12 protein-coding genes are annotated in these 18,805 nt (G+C 40.7%); 5 read left to right on the top strand and 7 right to left on the bottom strand.

The features are described from left to right. Nucleotides 1-30 precede the first annotated feature (30 nt). The gene (locus NQT69_RS03325) at nucleotides 31-1,359 is read right to left on the bottom strand and encodes a GH1 family beta-glucosidase (RefSeq protein WP_256826284.1); all 1,329 of its coding nucleotides are present in this window, start codon (nucleotides 1,357-1,359) and stop codon (nucleotides 31-33) included. Between the two features lie 295 nt (nucleotides 1,360-1,654). Here NQT69_RS03325 and NQT69_RS03320 point away from each other — a divergent pair, with 295 nt between their 5' ends. Then, nucleotides 1,655-4,234, top strand: coding sequence for a glycoside hydrolase family 3 protein (locus NQT69_RS03320; RefSeq protein WP_256826283.1), 2,580 nt, complete (start codon nucleotides 1,655-1,657; stop codon nucleotides 4,232-4,234). A 96-nt stretch (nucleotides 4,235-4,330) separates the two neighbouring features. Here NQT69_RS03320 and NQT69_RS03315 read toward each other — a convergent pair whose 3' ends face one another. The 4 genes from NQT69_RS03315 to NQT69_RS03300 form a co-directional block, all read right to left on the bottom strand. After that, on the bottom strand, nucleotides 4,331-5,821 hold the full coding sequence (locus tag NQT69_RS03315; RefSeq protein ID WP_256826282.1) for a tryptophan halogenase family protein: 1,491 nt from the start codon (nucleotides 5,819-5,821) through the stop codon (nucleotides 4,331-4,333). Beyond that, a complete protein-coding gene (locus NQT69_RS03310) occupies nucleotides 5,818-7,359 on the bottom strand; it encodes a tryptophan halogenase family protein (RefSeq protein ID WP_256826281.1) in 1,542 nt (513 codons plus the stop codon). Before NQT69_RS03310 ends, NQT69_RS03315 begins: the two co-directional genes overlap by 4 nt. 93 nt (nucleotides 7,360-7,452) lie before the next feature. Further along, nucleotides 7,453-10,425, bottom strand: coding sequence for a TonB-dependent receptor (locus tag NQT69_RS03305; RefSeq protein WP_256826280.1), 2,973 nt, complete (start codon nucleotides 10,423-10,425; stop codon nucleotides 7,453-7,455). Nucleotides 10,426-10,721: 296 nt separating this feature from the next. Next, nucleotides 10,722-11,903 carry a GGDEF domain-containing protein gene (locus tag NQT69_RS03300; protein WP_256826279.1) on the bottom strand — a complete coding sequence of 394 codons (1,182 nt, stop codon included), beginning with the start codon at nucleotides 11,901-11,903 and terminating at the stop codon, nucleotides 10,722-10,724. 166 nt (nucleotides 11,904-12,069) lie between these two features. Here NQT69_RS03300 and NQT69_RS03295 point away from each other — a divergent pair, with 166 nt between their 5' ends. Beyond that, nucleotides 12,070-12,513 (top strand): hypothetical protein, encoded by a 444-nt coding sequence (locus tag NQT69_RS03295; protein ID WP_256826278.1) that lies wholly within the window; start codon nucleotides 12,070-12,072, stop codon nucleotides 12,511-12,513. Nucleotides 12,514-12,552: 39 nt separating this feature from the next. Here NQT69_RS03295 and NQT69_RS03290 read toward each other — a convergent pair whose 3' ends face one another. Further along, the gene (locus NQT69_RS03290; RefSeq protein WP_256826277.1) at nucleotides 12,553-14,142 is read right to left on the bottom strand and encodes a BCCT family transporter; all 1,590 of its coding nucleotides are present in this window, start codon (nucleotides 14,140-14,142) and stop codon (nucleotides 12,553-12,555) included. Between the two features lie 259 nt (nucleotides 14,143-14,401). Here NQT69_RS03290 and NQT69_RS03285 point away from each other — a divergent pair, with 259 nt between their 5' ends. Next, nucleotides 14,402-15,166 carry a hypothetical protein gene (locus NQT69_RS03285; RefSeq protein WP_256826276.1) on the top strand — a complete coding sequence of 255 codons (765 nt, stop codon included), beginning with the start codon at nucleotides 14,402-14,404 and terminating at the stop codon, nucleotides 15,164-15,166. On the opposite strand, the gene NQT69_RS03280 is transcribed toward NQT69_RS03285, so the two are convergent. Continuing rightward, nucleotides 15,163-16,182 (bottom strand): LacI family DNA-binding transcriptional regulator, encoded by a 1,020-nt coding sequence (locus NQT69_RS03280; RefSeq protein ID WP_256826275.1) that lies wholly within the window; start codon nucleotides 16,180-16,182, stop codon nucleotides 15,163-15,165. The genes NQT69_RS03285 and NQT69_RS03280 overlap by 4 nt on opposite strands. A gap of 324 nt (nucleotides 16,183-16,506) precedes the next feature. On the opposite strand from NQT69_RS03280, the gene glk reads away from it, so the two are divergent. After that, nucleotides 16,507-17,508: a glucokinase gene (gene glk, locus NQT69_RS03275; protein ID WP_256826274.1), complete on the top strand. Its 1,002-nt coding sequence runs from the start codon at nucleotides 16,507-16,509 to the stop codon at nucleotides 17,506-17,508. Nucleotides 17,509-17,544: 36 nt separating this feature from the next. After that, entirely contained in the window at nucleotides 17,545-18,558 is a 1,014-nt protein-coding gene (locus NQT69_RS03270; protein WP_256826273.1) for a LacI family DNA-binding transcriptional regulator, read from the top strand. The last annotated feature ends 247 nt before the right edge of the window (nucleotides 18,559-18,805 follow it).

The following is an 18,805-nucleotide window of genomic DNA, read 5'->3' as shown; positions in this document are numbered from 1 at the left end:
GTTAAAAATTCAGGCCGCTTATAAAAGGGGTTATCTGCTAGTAATTAATTTACTATACGCAAGACCACTGGCTTTTACTGTACGTTGTTGAGTTTGATAATCAACGTAAACAATACCAAAACGTTTTAAGTAGCCTTCAGCCCACTCAAAATTATCCATTAAGCTCCAGGCAAAATAACCGTCGACAACCACACCTTGCTCGGTTGCATTATGCAGTGCATTGAGATGGTCTTGATAGTAATTTATCCGATCTACATCGTTTACTTCACCGTTTTGTATTGTATCAGCCATGGCTGCACCATTCTCGGTAATATAAATAGGCGGCAAGGTGTATTTTTCATTTAATGAGACTAGTAAATCCGTTAATGCTTGCGGGTAAATTTCCCAACCGATATCAGTTAATGGGCCTTGATGGGGTAGCTCATGATAAAAATCAGTGTCGCTTGCTTGGTAATGCAAACGGGTATAAAAATTAACCCCTAAATAATCTAAAGGCTGAGCGATAATTTCCATATCTCCGGGCTGAATGTCAGGGCGCTGCTGAGGAGGGAGTTGATTGATTATGTCAGGGTATTTGCCTTCCATCACAGGGCGCATATACCATTGGTTTATGTAATCATCAGCAAAGGCTGTGGCTTGTAAATCCGCATCAGACTGACTCACAGAGTAGCAAGGGGTAAAATTAAGCACGATGCCATTTAAGGCGTTAGGACAATTTTTGCCCAGTACTTGCATCGCTAAACCATGGCCTAATAATAGGTGATGCGCCGCCTTGCGGCCATATTCACGGCCCACAATACCGGGTGCATGTACACCTATTTCGTAACCTAAGTATGAGCTACAAAAAGGTTCGTTTAATGTTGCGTATGAGTGAACTCGGTCGCCAAAGGCTGTACTGATTAAATCGGTGTATTTTGCATATTCATAAGCTGTGTTGCGATTTAACCACCCACCATCATCTTCTAGATATTGTGGTAAATCCCAATGGTAAAGCGTAACAAATGCTTTAATATTTCTACGTTTAAGCTCATCTAAAATATCGGTATAAAATTTAACACCTACCGGATTTAAATGACCATCCGCTGTCATTACCCTAGGCCAAGATATTGATAAACGATAGGCATCTACGCCTAATGAGTCGATTAATGCGATGTCATTGGGCCAATTATTATAGTGATCGCAAGCAACTAGCCCGTCGGAATTATCGGCAATTTTACCTGGTGTTGCGCAAAAGGTATCCCAAATGCATGGAAGTCGGTCGTCTGCACCGCCCTCAATTTGAAATGATGCTGTGGCAACACCAAAAGTAAACTCTTTGCTAAGAAGCGGTGAGTTAGCGGGTAATGATAGTTGTTTCATTAATAGAAAACCTCTGCTTGCTGATACGGTAGATAAACGTATTTCTTTAATTCAAATTTGTTATTTTGTGAAAGCGCTTCCATAATTAATTTGATTAATGCTCTGCTATGGTATTTAATGTGATTTAGGGAAGCGCTTCCATATTCAGGTTAGTGACTATTTCTTAGCAGGTCAATAGTTAAATTTAGATAACAATAAATACTTGCTGAAATGCTAAGAGTAAAACCACACTGACATAAATAAATGGGTAAGCCCGCGTTTTATAAACAACAAGTGACACAGGGTAGAGACAAAAATGATAAAACACTTACACACAACTAAGTTGCCTGCGCTTAGCTTATTAACAAGCTTGGCGATTCTTACTGGCTGCGCAAAAGATGATAACTCACAACAAACCGAGACGGCTCAATCTTCACAGCAGGTTGAAGCGCCCACGAATAACCTAGATATATGGCCTAAGCTTGAGTATTCAGTCAAGCAAGACCCTAAACTTGAAGCGAAAATCAAACATTACCTTGAATCGATGACACTTGAACAAAAAGTAGCACAAATGATTCAGCCTGAAATTCGTGATATTAGCGTGGAAGATATGCGTAAATATGGCTTTGGTTCATATTTGAATGGTGGGGGATCGTTTCCTAATGCGAATAAACACGCAACGCCACAAGATTGGATAGCCCTTGCTGAGGCAATGTATCAAGCATCGGTGGATGATTCGTTAGATGGTAGCGCGATCCCAACGATGTGGGGCACTGATGCCGTACACGGGCATAATAATGTTATTGGTGCCACGCTGTTTCCTCACAATATAGGGTTAGGCGCTGCAAATAATCCTGATTTAATTGAAAAAATTGCCGCAGCAACCGCCATTGAAGTGATGGTGACAGGCATTGATTGGGTGTTTGCTCCAACCGTAGCCGTGGTTCGTGATGACCGGTGGGGCCGCACCTATGAAGGGTATTCTGAAGATCCTGAAATTGTTCGTGAGTATGCTGCGGCTATTGTAAATGGTTTACAAGGCCATGCTGATGGCGACTTTTTAAGTGATAGTCGCGTTGTGAGTACAGTAAAACACTTTTTAGGTGATGGCGGCACTGTGGCTGGCGATGATCAGGGTAATAATATTGACTCTGAAAAGGTGTTATTTGATATCCATGCGCAAGGCTATGTGGGTGGTTTGAGTGCCGGTAGTCAATCGGTGATGGCATCGTTTAATAGTTGGCACGGCAAGAAAAATCACGGTAATAAATATCTACTCACGGATGTACTGAAAACAAAAATGGGCTTTGATGGCTTTGTTGTAGGGGATTGGAACGGTCATGGACAAGTGGCTGGCTGTAGCAATGAAAGCTGCCCGCAAGCGGTGAATGCTGGGCTTGATATCTTTATGGTGCCAACAGATGCTTGGAAACTTTTGTACGAAAATACAATCGCACAGGTTAAATCCGGTGAGATAGCCATGAGTCGTATTGATGATGCTGTTTCTCGTATTTTAAGAGTGAAACTCAGAGCGGGTTTATTTGAAAAACCAAGTCCCGCGAAACGTCAATTTTCGGGTAAAACGCAGTTGATTGGTGCGCAAGCGCACCGTGATATTGCTCGCCAAGCAGTACGAGAATCATTGGTATTACTGAAAAATAAAAACAATATTTTACCGCTTTCTGCCAATTCACATGTTTTAGTGGCGGGTGATGGCGCAGACAACATTGGTAAACAGTCAGGTGGTTGGAGTATTACGTGGCAAGGTACTAATAATGAAAATGCGGATTTTCCCGGTGCGACATCAATTTACGCTGGCTTAGAAGCGCAAATAAACGCTGCTGGTGGTACGGCAACACTCAGCGCGGTTGGTGAATACGATAAAAAACCAGACGTGGCAATTGTTGTCTTTGGCGAAGAGCCTTATGCAGAAGGGCATGGCGATAGAGACAACCTTGAGTTTGAACGCAATAATAAAAAGTCATTGGCGTTATTAAAACAACTTAAATCACAAGGTATCCCTGTTGTGTCAGTATTTATATCTGGCCGCCCAATGTGGGTTAATGCTGAATTAAATGCATCAGATGCCTTTGTTGCTGCTTGGCTGCCTGGTACGCAAGGGGAAGGTATTGCTGATGTGCTGCTTACAGACGCTGATGGTGGTATACAGCATGATTTTAAAGGTAAGTTATCGTTTTCATGGCCAAATACACCGCTGCAAACGGCAGTAAATAGAGGCGATGATGACTATTCACCATTACTGCCGTATGGCTTTGGTTTAAGTTATGGGGATGGGAATGCGTTGGCTGATGATTTAAATGAAGACTCAGGTGTGAGTATTGATAATTTAGCACCGCTAGCCATTTTTAATGGTGCATTGATTAATCCATGGCGATTATTTATAAAATCAGCTGACCAACAACAGCAAGTGACAAGTAATAGTGTGAAGTTTGCTGGTGTTGAATATCGAACAGAAGATAAAGATATTCAAGAAGATGCGATGTCATTTGTATTTACAGGTTCAGGTTTAGCGACAGCTGAAATCAACAGTAATTTTACAGAAGATAAGGTCGCTTATATTGAGGCCAACTCAGCGCTAAGTTTTGAATACAAAATCAGCCAGTTACCAAGTTCTGCGTTTTATATTGCCATGACTTGTGAACACGGCTGCGGCGCGCGTGTTGATATTAGTGATCAACTGCAAAGCGCAGAGCCAAACAGCTGGCAAACTCTCACTATTGACCTAAATTGTTTTGCCGAAAAAGGGCTTGATTTTGCCAGAGTAACGAGCCCTTTCTCTTTACAAACAGACGCTGATGCGGCTATTTCCATCGCGAATGTTAATTATGTGCCCCACAGCGCTGCAGATGCCATGATGACCTGCCCAGGGAATTAAATGCTAAGTATACCAACTCAGTTAATACGTTAGTTGGTTGATATTTTGTTGTGTTGTCCAAAGCCCTTTAAGCAATTAAAGGGCTTTTTTTAGCGGTTATTCAGCAGGGCAATATTGTTGTAAAAAGGCTTGGTGTGAGGGAAGTTGTGATACTCGTTGGTTAATTTGTTGTTTAATGCTATTTAAAAAACGGGTTAATTCATCGTCACTCATTAAGCTTGCAATCAAATGGTGCTGCTTTGGCATTATTCCTTGTCCCAACATCACTTGCACCCACGAATCGACTCTGAAAATATCACCATCATCTAAAAATACCCGACCAGTTTGTTTAAATAAGCTAATTTTATGGGCAAGAGTGTCTGGCACTTCCATACTCTGGCAGTGTTGCCAAAACTCACTGTCAGTTCGATCAGTGACTTTATAGTGCAGCACGATGAAATCGCGAATATTTTCGATCTCACTTTTAAGCTGCTTGTTGTATTCATTTATGGCTTGCTCTGTAATGCCATTAAATGGAAATAACCGCATAAAGCGAATTATGCCAGACATAATTAAATGAATACTGGTGGATTCAAGAGGTTCAACAAAACCACTCGCCAAACCAAGCGCAAGGCAGTTTTTATTCCAACCTTTACGTCGACGGCCAGTTTTGAATTTTATAACCTTGGGCTCAGTTAAGGTTTCACCTTGGATATTATTAAGCAATAATTGTTTGGCATCAGCATCGGCGAGATAGCGGCTGCAATACACTAGACCATTGCCGACACGGTGTTGTAAAGGGATTTGCCATTGCCAACCTGCATCATGGGCAATAGCCCGGGTGTAAGGGGGGATATCGTCACTGATGGCTTTGGTTTGCACGGCAATTGCACTGTCACAAGGTAATAAGTGAGACCAGTCTTCGTAACCGGTATGTAGCGCTTGCTCGATCAGTAGCCCTCTAAAGCCGGTACAATCAATAAAAAAATCTCCGGCAACAGTGCTGCCATCCTCAAGGGTTAAACTGTTTATATAACCTGTATCGGCAGATTTATTAACCTGAGTTATTTTACCTTCTCGGCGCTTTACACCTAAATTTTCAGAGAATTCACGCAAAAATAATGCATAGCGGCTGGCATCCATGTGAAAGGCATAATTAATTGGGTTTTGCGGGTTAAAGGCAAATTTACCTTGTTTAGCCGCTTGGAGTTCATAGCAGTATTGGCCAAACTCAGATTCTAAGCCAAGTGATAAACTATGGAGCCAAAAATGATGGAATTCACCAGCCCAACATTCTTTACCTGTCATACCAAATGAGTGGATATAATCGGTTTCTTTTTGGCCCCAGTTTTCAAAACTGATCCCCAGTTTAAAACTCGCTTGGGTGGCTTTCATGAAGGCCTGCTCATTGATCCCTAATAACTTATGAAATGTGCGTATAGGCGGTATTGTGGCTTCGCCAACACCCACAGTGGCAATCTCATCTGATTCAATGAGCGTTACTGTAATATTTTTACCCAATAGTTTGCACAATGCTGCGCCTGCCATCCAACCGGCGGTTCCGCCGCCTGCGATCACCACATTTTTTATTTGTTTATTGTGTGTCATGTGTCAGCCTTGTTACTTAATAATTGATTTAATAGAGCGCGGTTTGAGGGCAAACCATGCAAATATTTAGCGATTTTTTCACGGTTGTGCTGATAAAAATACTGCCCAACTGCAGGATTATTAAATGCGTTGTTGCTGTTAGCTGTTTGTGTTTGAAACCCCATGCCATAAAGCACGTATTGGTAACTGGCCGAAGGAAAAACTTCTTCGTTTTCAATTAAATCAAACCGACTTGGCGCTTGATATTGCCACAAATTCAGCAGCTCTTTTAAACGCGCAGGTGTACTACGAGGTGTTTTAATATCTTGCCAGTATGGGCTGTCATTTCGTTCGCTTAATACATAGTGTAATTTTAAAAAGTCGATTACACGCTGCCATCGATAGTTAAAGCGGTTATTAAAGCGTGTTGCTAATAATGCCATATGTTCGCGGCTCTGTGGCATTTGTTCACTTAACATGTTCAGTGACAGCTCCACCATAGCAAGTGCCGATGCTTCAAGGGGTTCAATAAACCCTTGTGACATACCAATCGCAAGGCAGTTTTTAACCCAAAACTGTGCTCGATAGCCTGGGGTAAAGTGCAAAGTGCGGGTTTGCAATTGAGCTGCTGCGTCATGACCTATTGATTGCGCTGCATACTGCTTTAAAGAGTCGATTGCGGTTTGTTCATCACAATACTGGCTGCTATAGGTATAGCCAATGCCACGGCGACTAGGTAAGCCTATATCCCATATCCAACCAAATTGCTGCGCTGTTGATAAGGTCGCTGAAGCGATATCTTGTTGTTGCTCTGTATAAGGAAGATGCGCTGCAATAGCACGGTTATTAAATAATATATGATCTTGAGTAATTAATGGTGTGTTGTAGTGCTCGCTAATCAAACGAGCATGACTCCCAGAGCAATCAATAAATAAGTCAGCGGATAGGTTGCCATGATGAGATGTTTGTAAGTATTCAATATAGCCATCAAGGTCATTGTGCACAGAGGTTACATCATCAATAATATGCTCAACACCAAGGTTACTGACACAATGCTGGTTTAGAAATGTGGCAAACTTTCCTGCATCTAGATGGTAGCCGTAGTTAGTTACTGCTGCGTACTCGGGGGTATTGAGCTGTTTTGGGGCTAAAGCGGCTTGGCAAACAAAGCTTTGCATATTAACAGCATCTGCATACTTTTGGCTTGCAGCATGTTGCTGCCAATAGGCGTGTAAGTCAGTTTCTAAATAGCCTGAGGGCGTCATAAAGGGGTGGTAGTAGTTTTCACCCGCTGTTAAATTTCGCCAGTTAATAAATTTAGAGCCTTGTTTAAACGATGCATCACAGTGACGTAAAAAGTCGACTTCTTTAATGCCAATCCGCTTTAAGGTATTGCGCATAGATGGCCAAGTACCTTCACCCACACCTGAAATAGCAATGTTAGCTGATTCAATTAATGTGATTTTTTTATCTGGGTGCTCAGCAGCAAGTAGTCCTGCACTTAGCCAGCCTGCTGAGCCGCCGCCTAACACCACAATATGTTGTATTGTTTTATTCATAGATTGAGCGCTTTTATTCTTAAATGTAAAAAGCCGCTAACACAGTAGCGGCTTAATAATGCTTTATTAATATATAGCGTTTATCACTATTAATTAAAAGTTGTAGCGCATACCGATATTATAGCGCGCGCCGTTTTGTTCAAGGTTCCATAATTGAGCTTCATAGCGGCCATGTTGACGCATATTTTGCTCAGTTATATTAATACCTTCAATAAAGAACGACATCTGTTCACTGTAATTATAGGCCACATTAAAATCAATTTGATAATACGCTTCAGTAAAACTTGGCTCATTAACGTATCTTGCAGCACTGTTTAAGAATTTATCACGCCAGTTATAGGCAATACGCGCTTGAAACTTATCATTTTCATACATGGCGATAAAGTTAGCTGTATCACTTAAACCTACTAATGCAAATTGAGTGGTGGTCGGATCGGCGGCAACGTCAAAGTCGATATCACCGTTTACGATTGTGTAGTTTGCTTGTAAACCAAAGCCAGTATCACCAAAGAAGTGTTGAACAGCAAATTCATATCCATCAATTTTGGCGTCTTTATTATTGGTGGGTACTTGCGCAGTAAAGTCCATCAGTGGGTCGTCACTGTTTGGCAATACATCATAAGCGGCTTCAAATTCTTCGTAGCTCATCGAGTCAAAAGCAACGCCATTTTCCATCGCAGCGACCATTTGGAATAAATTTGAATCTGTTAACGCTAAACCTTGTGCTTCTAGTTCAGATCTAGCTGCTTCAGCACGAGGCCCTGCCGATACATCGCGAAGACCATAGTAGTTTTGTGTCATTGGTGTTAGACCAATAAAGTTATCTACTTTTTTGTTAAAGTAACCTAACGAGACATAACTAACATCAGTAAAATACCATTCAGCTGAAACATCAAAGTTATCCGATTCAAGTGGTACAAGCCCTGGGTTACCTGTTGATGCAGGAGCATTAGTGGTTCCTGGAATAATTGTGGGTCCGGTAGGTACGCCAACGGTAGCCGCTGAACTTAAATTATCATAGGTAGGGCGGGCGATTGTGGTGCTATAAGATGCACGTAATGTGACATCATCAAGTACATTGATATCAAAATCTAAACTAGGTAAAAAGTGATTGTAACTTGAGCTTAATGAGTAATCTTCTTTGTTTGTTCCATAGCGTACATTAAAGTCATTATTACCTTCCCATGCTACGGCATCGGGTAAATCTATGTTCGCTGTTGAGGTTATATCGGTTGTCTCATAGCGTGCACCAATAACTAAATTAAATGGCATATCGCCAATTTCATTGGTGTAGTTATATTGTACAAACGCGGCTTTAATGTCTTCTTCTATGGTGCGATTGGTTGCAAACGCGCCATCGGCTGCAAAATTAAAACCGTATTGTTCAGCCGCCCAATAACCGACTTCAGATGCACTACCTGTGAAGCCTTGATTAAATGAGCCATTGGTATTGTAGTCATCAAACTCAGCTAGGAAATTGGTTGGGTCTAAATAGCCTTCAGGTAGTTCACCTGGGTTTTCAATGCCCCAGTTACCCATGGTATTACGAGTAAGTGATTGCAGTGAGTGGCTCTCCATTGAACGAGCTTCTACACCGAAATCGATACTGCCGTTATCCATTTCATAGCTACCGTGTAAACGAAATTCATCAACAGTAGACTCTTGGCTAGCAAAGTTTGAATCTAAAATAGAGGTTCCTACATCAGATTGTTCCAGTGTATTTGTACAGTTTAAATTGGTGCGGCTACAATCATCAAAATCAATGACCATTGATGGTAAATCACGGCTAAAATCAACTTCCTGAGCAGCGACTACATTGGCTCCTAACCCTGCATTTACCCAGCTTCCGTATTCGGCATCAGGCTTGCTGGTGGCTTTTGAACTGTGGGCATCAAACATAAAGCTAAGCTGATCATTAACAAAATATTCAAGGTTTAAACCGATCGAATTGTTTTCGTTTACTTGGTTTTGTTCTTGTAGTGCTAAACCAAGGTCACGGGTTGACAAGTCACGGCGTTCTTCGCGGTAATAAATCGGTGTTTTTACGTCATTGTCATCAAAAATCAAATGAGTTTTATAATTATCCATCCAAATTGATTGCTCAGCGCGGGCTTCAAACAACTCTTGTTGCGAGTAGGTGTAATCAAGGGTGGCTGTAAATGAGTCAATCGGGCTATATTGTAATGTTAGCTGTGCATTCGTACGGGTACGTTCACGATCGGCAATTGTGTAGCGTAAATCGGATGGCATAGAGTAGTACTGGCCCATTGCGGGTGCGTTTTCTACAATAATGTCATCAGCAGCTTGAGGGATAGTGCCATCATACTCAGTAGTGCGCCATTCGTTTACAAATGCGCCAGTACCTGAGCTATCACGTTGTTGCATACTGGCTGTGAGTGAGGCACCAAATTTAGCGTCTTCATCCGTCCAACTAAAAATACCTGAGATTTCAGGCGTAATATCATCGCCTACGCGGTTTGTTGTATCGTGTTGGGCTTTTACACCAATATTGGCAACAAGGCCTGGGTTATCAAGCGGGCGGGCGGTGTTTATATTGATAGTGGCGCCAATACCGCCAGATGCAATTCTTGCTTTACCCGTTTTATAAACTTCAACAGATTTAACACTTTCAGAGGCAAGGTTTGCAAAGTCATAAGCACGAGAGTTAGGGGCGCCACCACCTGCAGGTAAAGATGCCGCTGGCATAGTACGACCATTTAGTGTCACCATATTGTAGTCGGGACCAAAACCACGCACGGTCACTTTTGAGCCTTCACCGTTACTACGGTCAATTGAAACGCCGGTAATACGTTGCAGTGATTCGGCTAAGTTGGTATCAGGAAATTTACCAATGTCTTCAGAAGAAATGGCATCAACTACACCCGATGAATAACGCTTTAATTGCGTTGATTCTTTAATACTACCTTTGAAACCAGTTACTTGGATGACTTCTACATCATCTTGTTTCTCAACTTCTTCAGCCAATACTGGCAGCGCGGTTGTTGCACCTAAAATCAAAGATAAGCTAGTAGCTAACTTTGTTTTCTTTAAAATTTGATTCGACATTAGGTTTCCCTCGTACTTTTATCATTATTATTAACCGCAAAATAAAATTAAGCGATATTACTGTGTGTGGAAGCGCTTCCAGAAAATTGCAGTTCCATTTGTTGGAAGCGCTTCCAGAAAGGCTAGTGGAATTTTTGATTTTCGTCAACTGTTGTGATTAATAAAATGTATTTTAAATGTATGCACAAACTAACATTCAAAGTTAATGGCAATAAAATCAAGGGTTAATTAGGGATTTTACAAACTTTAAGGCAGCATTACAGGCAATGAGCTTATATGCAAGGTTGCAATAACGCTTATCTTGCAGATGCAGCGAAATGGCTTTTACTGTTGGTGATACTAGGACCAGCACTGACTACTTGGTCCCGACCTTGTGATTTAGCAACATATAATCGTTTATCTGCAAGCTCTAATAATGCTCTGATAGAGTGAGATTGGTTATCGCGGCAACTGACGCCAGCACTCACTGAGAGCTTAAGACTGTGACCTTTATATTTGAGTGTGTTTTCTCGAATAGCGCTACATATTTTTTGCGCAGTATATTGCGCTTGGGAAAGAGACTGTTCCGGTAGCAGGATTGCAAATTCTTCGCCGCCGATCCGCGCTGCTATATCGTTACTGGTTAGGTTATGTAATATATGTTGAGCAATCCATTTTATTGCCATATCACCGGTACTATGACCATATTGGTCATTAACCTTTTTAAAAAAATCTATGTCAATCATGACCACAGAAAGGTCTTGATGGGCGCTTGTAACTTGCCGACTAATTTTTTCACCATTTATAAAAAAACCACGGCGGTTCAATAAGCTAGTCAGTGAGTCACGATTAACCAATCGCTGTAATTTGGCTTCTAAATCGGCAAATAGCACAAAGGGTAAAATAATTGCTGTGGCGGTAGCAAGGATCAAATGGTTTATTAAAATAACGTGCAATGATTGAGAAAAATTATTAAATGAAGCAGATAAAAAAGGCAGTGCAATTAACACGGCTTGAGCAAACATTATTACACTGTGAATACTGAAACAATATAGTAAAATCTTTTGTTGTAATCGGGCGTTGGTATTCATTTTGTGAACAATGCTGGCTGCATGTAAGAATAAACTAGCGATAATAATACTGGTTAATAACTGGCCGCCGGTAATGTCGTACAGTGGTAACAATAAAATTGCGCTTATTGCGAGTGTAGTAAAGTACGGGGTGGACGATTTACTTGTTGATGATACTTTCTGTAAACCAATAATTGCAGATACTGGACTGGCAATGATGAATAAATCGGCAAAATAGTGGGTGATAAAAGGTTGGTCAATAAAAAGTCGTAAACAGGCTAAAACCTCTGCGCTGGCAAATGTGCCACATGCAACAGAAAAGTATAAATAACAACGCTGGTTTTTATAGCAATACACCGATAAAAAGAAACAACATATCAACAAATTTAGAAGTAATGATATGCCAATTACAGTGGGTAAATGCAGCATGTATGTGTTGCTCGTTTAGTAAGTATATTTTAAGGATTAGGTATTAGTTATTTAATAGCAAGCTAATTCTTAGTGATTAGTTTAAAAATAATAATATAGTTTTGCTTTATAGCAACTGAATCACTGTAGAATGCGTACCCACCATATTTAAAATGGAGTTAAGTTTATGATTAGAGCTTTAGTAAATAAACCACTATTACTAGGCGCGATTTTTAGTGCCGTGGCTGCCTTAGCACATTTAGGCTGTATTCTATTTGGCGCAAGTTGGTATCGGTTTTTTGGTGCAGGGGAGCAAATGGCTATAATGGCTGAAGCAGGTCACAGTTACCCTACTCAAGTTACCTCAGTATTAATATTTATTCTCAGTGTTTGGGCTATATACGGTTTGTCGGGGGCAAATGTTATAACTAAATTACCCTTAATCAGAGTGGCACTTATACTTATTTCAAGCATCTATATTTTACGTGGTCTGGCTTTTGTGTTTATTATGCCAATGTTTCCACAAAACAGTCTGACATTTTGGCTGGTAAGCTCTGCAATTTGCTTCAGTATAGGCATGTTATATGCGCTAGGAACGTATCAAAGTTGGGCCAGATTAAGTGCTAAGTAACCACAATTGATAAGCGCTTATCAATTGTGGTTCTAAAAGCTAGTAATGTTTGACTTTATTAACCTCAGTCAACATGCCTTTTAATAAACTAAGACAACCGAGTACTAAAATAATAGTAAAGGGCAGTGCGGCAATGATGGTGATTGATTGCAATGCTTGTACCGATTCAGTGCCACCAATCCATAACATTACCATGGCTATAGCACCTGTTATAACAGCCCAAACGACCTTTTGTTTTATAGGAACTTCTAATTTACCGCCTGCTGTCATGCTATCTATGACAATTGAGCCTGAGTCTAAGGTGGTGACAAAAAACACTATAATCAGTGCAATTGCGATGATTGAAAGTACATCGCCCATCGGGTAAGCATCAAGCATATAAAACAAGCTTAACGATACATCCGTAATACCTTGATTCAAGCCAAGTTGACCCACTTTATCAATGACTTGTTGTATAGCGACGCCACCAAACACCGACATCCATGCTGAAGTGACTAATGTTGGAATAACCAGCACACAGAGTAAAAACTCTCGTACAGTTCGTCCTTTTGAAATACGCGCTACAAACATACCAAAAAACGGAGCATACGTGACCCACCAAGCCCAATAAAATGCAGTCCAGCCATGTAACCAAGTAGTATCTTCACGACCACTGACAAGGCTCAATGGAATAATGTTTTTCACATATGAGCTCATTGCCGTTATTGCAGAGTCAAGCACGGTTGAGAAATTTAACAGGGTAATAATTATAAGAAAGGCTATTGCGATAACCATGTTGATATTACTGAGTAATTTTACACCGCCATCTAAACCACGTAGAACAGAAATAATTGCTAAGCCCATTATTAAAACGATAATGCCCAGCTGTAAGTAAATACTATTGGTAAAGCCAAATACATGACTAATGCCACTGGCGGCTTGTGAACCACCAAGGCCAAGGGAGGTTGATAGGCCAAATAATGTCACTAATACAGTGAGTACATCAATTACATCACCGAGTTTACCCCAAACGCGCTCACCAAAAATAGGATAAAACACCGAGCGCATAGAAAGTGGTAAGCCCTTATTGTAAGCAAAATAAGCTAAACAGAGGGCGACCACACCATAAATGGCCCACGCGTGTAACCCCCAGTGAAAAATCGTAGCCCCGAGTGCCAGCTCTCGCCCTTGCTCAGTAAACGGCTCTGCATTTAAAGGTGTGCCAAACCAATTAGTATAAAACGCTGTTGGCTCCGCAACACCCCAGAAAATCAAGCCAATTCCCATCCCTGCGGCAAATAACATTGAAATCCAAGACACCGTTGAAAAGTCGGTGGTGGCTTTATCGCCCCCTAAGCGAATTTTACCTAATGGTGAAAAGGTAACTACAATAGCGAATAGCAATAAAAAGTTAGCGCCCCAAACGAACAAATAGTCAAAACTCGAAAGAACCGTGCCTTTGATGGCATCAATAGCAGCTTTTGCGTCGCTAGGCTCTAAAAGTAATAAGGTAATGATGAATACTAAAGACAAACCGAATGATGTGAGAAATACGGTATTATGAATATCCATGCCCCATCTACTTACATTGTCTTGCCCAATTTCGTAGTCAGTAGAATCGATACTGTATTTTTTTGATTTAAAAGCCATAGTATTGAACGTTTTAGTATTCGAAAAATCGAATAGTAAAACTAACTCCCTTATTAGTGAATGTTTTATCTAATTCCATCATATAGTAAATAATTATGATTTGTTAAATAATCGATTGAGAGATATTTTGAATGTGTTGCTTAGTGTGATTTGATTTATAACTCTAGCCTAAAATATTAAAAAAGCAGCACTATTTATCTGGCTTTTATGTATCAATAAAGGTACTTTAGGGTGTGTTATTTATACGGTGAAAAGTGATATGGAAATCCCCAATTTTTTAATGACAGGTTTAACGTTAATATCTTTGCTATCAATTAATACATTTAGCGCAGAAGTGGATTTTAGTTCAAATCCATTTCTAGAGGAAAACAAACACGTGCAAGGACCACAGGTGTTTTCTTTTTCAAAGCAGCCAGAAAGAGTCCCTGATATTTTTCACGGTTCTAACTATGTGGAATTGGCAAAACAAACTCAAGTTAATGGATTTGCTTTAGTAGAGCCTGACAAAGTTATTGATTTAGCTACTTGGATAGAAGGGTTTACGCAGTACACCGAAACTTTTTCAAAAAAATTAAAACCTTTAATATTGGCTGAGCAATCAGATTATGATCAAAGCCATTTAGTCAATAACTTTGCTGCTGATATAGATAACCTGGAGTCTGTAATAGACAAAGAGTTTACAGTGAAAAGTAAACACTTGGGGGGAAACTTTATTGCAGGCAAAGGCTGGGATCAACTCACATACATAGTTACCCACCCAGACTATGAAGTTGTGGTTATTGAAGTTCAAGCATTTGATGAAAGCTCAGGGGCGGTAATGGACGCTGATACAATAAATTACCGAGTTAAAGGTAGTCCTGCTGTACTTTATGTATTGCAAGATAAAGCAGGTAACGCATCTACGCAGCTTTCATGGTTAACACCACAGGCATCGTACAATATTCAACTTGAAAAAAATGTAAATGCAGTGGCATTACAAAGCAAATTTAACACCTTAGTAGAAGCAATCACATCTGATGATTAAACACTTGAACCGCGAATGATCAATCGTGGTGGTAGTAAAGTGTTTTCAACTTCATCACCGCGTATCAGCTTGAGTAAATTATTTACCAGCATTTGACCTGCAAGGGTTGTGTCTTGTTGTACTGTAGTTAGTGGGGGGTTGGTAAAGCTGGCAACGGCAATATTATCAAAGCCAACAACATGTACATCATCAGGTACTTTGATACCAGCTTCTTTTAATGCCCTAATAGCGCCGATGGCTATTAAATCACTGGCAGCAAACAACGAATTAAACGCGATATTATTAGCGATTAATGAACGAGTAGCGTGATAACCAGACTCTTCAGTGGAGATTGCATTGGCCATTTTTCGTTCACTTAAAGTGACACCATGACGAGTAAATTCGTCTTTGAAGCCTTGGTAGCGGGCAAAAAATTCAGGGCTGTGCTCAGAGGCATCACCGATAAAGGCGCAATCTTTACGATTGATTTTTAATAAATGCTCGGCAGCCAGTTTACCACCGCCATAGTTGTCACAGCTTACAGTCAAGTCAGGGCGGTTATCAACACTGGCTCCCCAACAGACAAATTTAGTGTTTTGATCTATTAGGCTTCTAAACTTAGCTTGGTAATCTACATAATCACCATAACCTAATAAGATGATACCATCAGCGCGATGACTGTCTTCATAATCGGCTTGCCAGTCTGCACTGGTGGACTGAAAAGAAACCAGTAAATCATAGCCTTCACTGGCGCATGCGCGAGTGATACTGCCAAGCATAGCGAGAAAAAAAGGGTTGATTTGAGAGTCGTCTGCGGTTGGATCTTCAAATAACAATAGGGCGAGGGTACTGCTTTGTTGGGTGCGTAAATTACTGGCGTTTTTGTCTACTTTATAATTAAGCTCTTTTGCGACTTCAAAAACCCGTTTACGTGTTTCTTCGTTAACTAATGGGCTGTTACGTAATGCTCGCGATACTGTAGATTGCGAAACCCCAGCATAATGGGCAATATCAAATGATGTAGCTTTACCTTTCATATATACAACCTAGTAAGAGACGACGTAAGCAAACTGCTAACAATTCGTACCATTTTCGTTTATTTGTTAATTTTTTCAAGCAATTTATCAGGATTTGAATATTTATATTGATCCGAACCTGACACCGGTGTCATAATGTCGGCGTTTTATCATTTTGTTGTCAAAACGTATTGGCTGCCCATTTTAGGGCAGCATTTTTTACTAGGATAGCTACTTTGAGGTGATAGCTCAAAGTTTATCTCATAGCGATGGCAAAGCCGTTGAAACTATAATAATAAGCTTGGTTATAGCTATTAAATAAACCGCTTAGACAAAAGAGAAAACATGAACAGTTGCAAGCCAAATACAGAATTCGCCCCCATTTTAGTTGCCGATATCGGCGGCACTAATGCTCGTTTTGCTTTAATTACGGCGTTCAAGCCTGAGCTTAACCAATTTGTTATTGAGCATAATATCACATTTCCTAGCGCTGATTTTGCTTCTTTAGAAGCTGCACTTACTCATTATTTATCGCAAGTGAGCCATATCCAGCCAACTCGCGCATGCCTTGCCGTTGCAGGCCCTATTAAAGCTGGGCAGGTCCACCTTACCAACTTAGGATGGCATTTTAGCGTTGAGCAAGTTAAGTCGGAATTTAATTTAGCGCAGCTTGAAGTAATTAATGACTTTGCTGCGTTTGCTTATGCTGCACCTTATTTAGATTTACAGCAAAATATTACTGTTAAAACCGGTCAAGCCGATGCTGATGCAACGATTGCTGTTATGGGACCTGGCACAGGTTTTGGGGCGGCAAGTTTAGTCAGAAGTAACCAAGGTAGCGCAGTACTTAGCTGTGAAGCTGGTCATATTAGCCTAGCATCAGTTAATGAGCTTGACTCACAACTTATCAATGAACTGCGCAAGCAGTTGCCACATGTATCGGTTGAAACGGTCTTTTCAGGCCCGGGTATTAGTCACCTCTACCAAGCGATGGCCGCTGTTAAGGGTGTTGAAGCAAAAAATTTAACCGCTGCACAAATTAGTGAATTGGCTAATAGCGGTGAATGTCCTGTTTGTGATGCAACTCTTAATCAATTTTGTGATTGGATTGGCAGTGTAGCAGGGGATTTAGCCCTGACATTTGGTGCGCTAGGTGGTGTGTTTATCGGCGGGGGGATTTTACCTCGTATGCAAGAGCGCCTTCTCGCAAGTCGATTTGTTGAACGTTTTACTGCAAAAGGCATTATGTCGCAATACGTAAGCCAAATACCGGTAACTTTAGTTATACAGGGTAATATTCCACTTATTGGTGCAGCAGCCTGCTTGCATGTAAATGAGCAGGCATAACGCATCGCTTTATAAGGGTGACATTGGGAAGTTTGGATGAAAAAAGTAACTATAAATAGTGTCGCAAGTTATGCTGGCGTGTCTAAAAAGACCGTTTCTCGGGTTTTAAATAATGAACCTAATGTGAGCGATGCGACCCGTGAAAAAGTTCTTAAGGTATTTAAAGAGCTTGATTACACCCCCAATCCAATTGCCCGTGGGTTAGCGCAAAACCGTAGCTTTATTATTGGCTGTATTTACGATAATCCAAGTAAAAGTTATATCACTCGCGTGCAAACAGGTGCTTTAGCTGCTTGCCAAGAGAACAACTATAATTTATTGATTCACCCATGTGATTTACGTGGCGAAGAGTTAATTAGTAATATTGAACAATTAATTCAAACGTCACGTTTAGACGGTTTAGTACTCACACCGCCTTTTTCTGACTTTAAATTGTTAGTCGATTTCCTCAAAACTAAAAATATTCCTTATGCACGTGTAGCGTCAGCTGTTTTAGAGGATGAGTCAATTTCTGTTCGTAGTAACGATGAACAGGGCGCGTTTGAAATTACAGAGCATTTAATCCGTTTGGGTCATAAATCAATTGCATTTATCAAAGGTCACCCAGATCACAGTGCCACTGAGCAACGCTTTAAAGGTTACCTCAGAGCATTAAACACCCATGGTGTTGAATTTAATGAGCGTTTGGTTGAAGAGGGTAACTTTAGTTATCACTCCGGTGTTGATAGTGCACGCAGTATTTTAGATTTAACCCCACGTCCTACGGCAGTCTTTGCATCAAATGACTACATGGCTGCTGCGGTACTTAAATTAGCAACTCAGCGCCAATTGAAGGTGCCTGATGATATATCGATTGCCGGCTTTGATAATGCCCCGATTGCACGCCATATTTGGCCTGGGTTAACAACCATTGCTCAGCCAGTGGAAGATATGACAAAGCAAGCGGTTACCAAACTGATTGAGCATATTGCTGAGCCACAAGAGGCGCCTTATCAAGTGACGCTTGAGGCGCGTTTAATCACCCGCGAGTCAACTGCACAAATCAAATAGCAATCAGGCTCGTGTAGTCACTGAACTGCTATTATCTAATTTACTTTGTCTGAGTCATGCTTCTCAGACAATGCCTATCTCTAATTGTGGTGCCTGCCTCGTTATTGAATATTTGTAATTAAACACCACAGTGATAATAGGAGTTATTTGTATTTACATGATGAGATACGGTGTTTTCTTAAATTAAAAGTGTTCATTATTTGGTCATTTAAAATAATTATACTAAATTTAAGTGATAAGGTTGACA

The organism is Pseudoalteromonas shioyasakiensis, assembly GCF_024518675.1.
Lineage (GTDB): Bacteria > Pseudomonadota > Gammaproteobacteria > Enterobacterales > Alteromonadaceae > Pseudoalteromonas > Pseudoalteromonas shioyasakiensis_B.
Note: the sequence above shows the minus strand (reverse complement) of the source record. Positions and strands in the feature narration are given on the sequence as shown.

What these genes read in the sequence shown, in the direction of transcription:
- NQT69_RS03325 (WP_256826284.1), bottom strand. Translation starts at nt 1,359, where the DNA reads ATGAAACAACTATCATTACCCGCTAACTCACCGCTTCTTAGCAAAGAG.
- NQT69_RS03320 (WP_256826283.1), top strand. Translation starts at nt 1,655, where the DNA reads ATGATAAAACACTTACACACAACTAAGTTGCCTGCGCTTAGCTTATTA.
- NQT69_RS03315 (WP_256826282.1), bottom strand. Translation starts at nt 5,821, where the DNA reads ATGACACACAATAAACAAATAAAAAATGTGGTGATCGCAGGCGGCGGA.
- NQT69_RS03310 (WP_256826281.1), bottom strand. Translation starts at nt 7,359, where the DNA reads ATGAATAAAACAATACAACATATTGTGGTGTTAGGCGGCGGCTCAGCA.
- NQT69_RS03305 (WP_256826280.1), bottom strand. Translation starts at nt 10,425, where the DNA reads ATGTCGAATCAAATTTTAAAGAAAACAAAGTTAGCTACTAGCTTATCT.
- NQT69_RS03300 (WP_256826279.1), bottom strand. Translation starts at nt 11,903, where the DNA reads ATGCTGCATTTACCCACTGTAATTGGCATATCATTACTTCTAAATTTG.
- NQT69_RS03295 (WP_256826278.1), top strand. Translation starts at nt 12,070, where the DNA reads ATGATTAGAGCTTTAGTAAATAAACCACTATTACTAGGCGCGATTTTT.
- NQT69_RS03290 (WP_256826277.1), bottom strand. Translation starts at nt 14,142, where the DNA reads ATGGCTTTTAAATCAAAAAAATACAGTATCGATTCTACTGACTACGAA.
- NQT69_RS03285 (WP_256826276.1), top strand. Translation starts at nt 14,402, where the DNA reads ATGGAAATCCCCAATTTTTTAATGACAGGTTTAACGTTAATATCTTTG.
- NQT69_RS03280 (WP_256826275.1), bottom strand. Translation starts at nt 16,182, where the DNA reads ATGAAAGGTAAAGCTACATCATTTGATATTGCCCATTATGCTGGGGTT.
- glk (WP_256826274.1), top strand. Translation starts at nt 16,507, where the DNA reads ATGAACAGTTGCAAGCCAAATACAGAATTCGCCCCCATTTTAGTTGCC.
- NQT69_RS03270 (WP_256826273.1), top strand. Translation starts at nt 17,545, where the DNA reads ATGAAAAAAGTAACTATAAATAGTGTCGCAAGTTATGCTGGCGTGTCT.